A 1909-nucleotide genomic window follows, 5' to 3' on the forward strand; every position below is an offset into this window, starting at 1 on the left:
ACACTCTCCAGGAAAACCGGGGCGGTTCAGACCTTTTGCGATTCGAGCGTACAGGAACTCACACTGATTTATTTGGAAGATAAATCAGTACCCTCCAGAATTCTGTCTGTTTTAAAATTTGTATCGCAGCACTGTAATGAAAATATTTCGTTTTGCAGGAGTAAAATAATGACCATTTCAACTTTTTTTATTCCATCGGTAAATGTTCTTGGTTGTGGCTCTCTGAACGAGGCCATAAATATGATGTCGGGTTACGGTTTTCGGCGCACTTTAATCGTTACTGATCGCATGCTTTCTGAAATGGGGATGGCCTGTGATGTGCAGAAAGCGCTGCAGAAGCATAATATTTTCAGTGTGATTTATGATGGTACGCAGCCTAACCCGACCACTGAAAACGTCGCGGCGGGGCTGAGGCTGCTGACGGAAAATTGCTGCGATAGTGTGATTTCTCTGGGAGGTGGATCGCCGCACGACTGCGCGAAAGGAATTGCGTTGGTCGCAACCAATGGTGGCAATATCCGTGATTATGAAGGAGTTGATCGTTCCGTGAAACCGCAGCTGCCAATGATTGCGATTAACACCACTGCGGGTACGGCTTCGGAAATGACCCGTTTCTGTATTATTACTGACGAAGAGCGCCATATAAAAATGGCGATCGTCGATAAACATGTTACTCCCATACTTTCTGTGAACGATGCTGCACTGATGCTCGGTATGCCACCATCACTGACTGCAGCAACCGGCATGGATGCTCTGACACATGCCATTGAAGCATATGTGTCAACCGCGGCAACGCCGATCACGGACGCCTGTGCCCTGAAGGCTGTCACCATGATTGCTGAAAACCTGCCGGCTGTTGTGGCTGATGGTAAAAATGAGGAAGCCCGTGAAGCAATGGCCTATGCTCAGTTCCTGGCCGGAATGGCATTCAACAATGCTTCTCTGGGCTATGTTCATGCTATGGCACACCAGTTAGGGGGGGTCTACGATCTGCCTCATGGTATCTGTAATGCCGTATTGTTGCCGCATGTCCAGGAATTCAACAGCAGAGTCGCGGCTGGTCGTTTACGTGATTGTGCGGCGGCAATGGGCGTGAACGTGGCAGGGAAAAATGATGCTGAAGGTGCTGCGGCCTGTATTGCAGCGATCAGAGAACTGGCGCGGAAAGTAAATATTCCGGCAAACCTGCGGGAACTGAACGTGAAAGAAGAGGATATTCCTGTTCTGGCCACTAACGCTCTGAAGGACGCCTGCGGCCTGACCAACCCTGTTCAGGCTACTCACGAAGAAATAGCAGCAATTTACCTTGCTGCTATGTAATTCTGTTTTTTAAATGAGGAGGACACACAGTGTGTCCTCCTTTTTGGGTTCCGTTTGGGAAACGGAGCCCTGTTTCTGGCTGCCACCCATAAGATACAGGCCCCACGACGGGGAGGTGTACGTTTGATTTTTCCCTCTTTTTCAAGACATGTAAGGTAATGGCGAGCCTGATAAACACTCATGTCAAAACGCATGGCTATTTCAGCCGTTTTGCATGGCGTGTTTATCTCCTGAATAAAAGACAGTATCTGCTCTTTCTTCATTTCTCTTCACATCCGTATTTGCAATTTCCATTTTATTATAACCAGCCTCTGGTTCTGAATCTCTCCTTCCTTTCCACTTTTGTTTCACATCCAGACCATTAAAAAATCAATGCAATAACAAATCATTTACAGTTTTTGTGTTTATTGATTACGTTATTAAGTCACAGATGATAGTGCATATATTTTTTTTCTGTTCATTTAATTTCGCACTTTAATATTTTTTGTGATTTTAAATTCATTTTTTGTGTGAAAAATATGATCTGTTTTTTGATGAATATCCAAATATGAACAAAAAATGTAAGCGCCCCGAGAAGTACGTAGCGTAA

The 1909-nt window shown here is 45.3% G+C and carries 3 protein-coding genes; 1 reads left to right on the forward strand and 2 read right to left on the reverse strand.

Annotated elements, in window-relative coordinates:
* Positions 1 to 168: 168 nt before the first annotated feature.
* A complete protein-coding gene (yiaY, locus tag EQY_RS0123240) occupies positions 169 to 1320 on the forward strand; it encodes an L-threonine dehydrogenase (protein ID WP_000156062.1) in 1152 nt (383 codons plus the stop codon).
* On the opposite strand, the gene EQY_RS25370 is transcribed toward yiaY, so the two are convergent.
* Both EQY_RS25370 and EQY_RS26640 read right to left on the reverse strand, forming a co-directional pair.
* Positions 1302 to 1583: a FaeA/PapI family transcriptional regulator gene (locus EQY_RS25370; RefSeq protein WP_236942378.1), complete on the reverse strand. Its 282-nt coding sequence runs from the start codon at positions 1581 to 1583 to the stop codon at positions 1302 to 1304. The two genes, yiaY and EQY_RS25370, sit on opposite strands and share 19 nt — an antisense overlap.
* The gene (locus EQY_RS26640) at positions 1522 to 1671 is read right to left on the reverse strand and encodes a hypothetical protein (RefSeq protein ID WP_172953899.1); all 150 of its coding nucleotides are present in this window, start codon (positions 1669 to 1671) and stop codon (positions 1522 to 1524) included. The genes EQY_RS25370 and EQY_RS26640 overlap by 62 nt, the downstream gene beginning before the upstream one ends.
* Positions 1672 to 1909: the final 238 nt, after the last annotated feature.

Origin of the sequence: Escherichia sp. TW14182 (genome assembly GCF_000208525.1) — a bacterium.
GTDB classification, from domain to species: Bacteria; Pseudomonadota; Gammaproteobacteria; order Enterobacterales; family Enterobacteriaceae; genus Escherichia; species Escherichia ruysiae.

Coding starts and splice junctions, on each gene's coding strand:
- EQY_RS25370 (WP_236942378.1), bottom strand. CDS start 1,583: ATGAAGAAAGAGCAGATACTGTCTTTTATTCAGGAGATAAACACGCCA.
- yiaY (WP_000156062.1), top strand. CDS start 169: ATGACCATTTCAACTTTTTTTATTCCATCGGTAAATGTTCTTGGTTGT.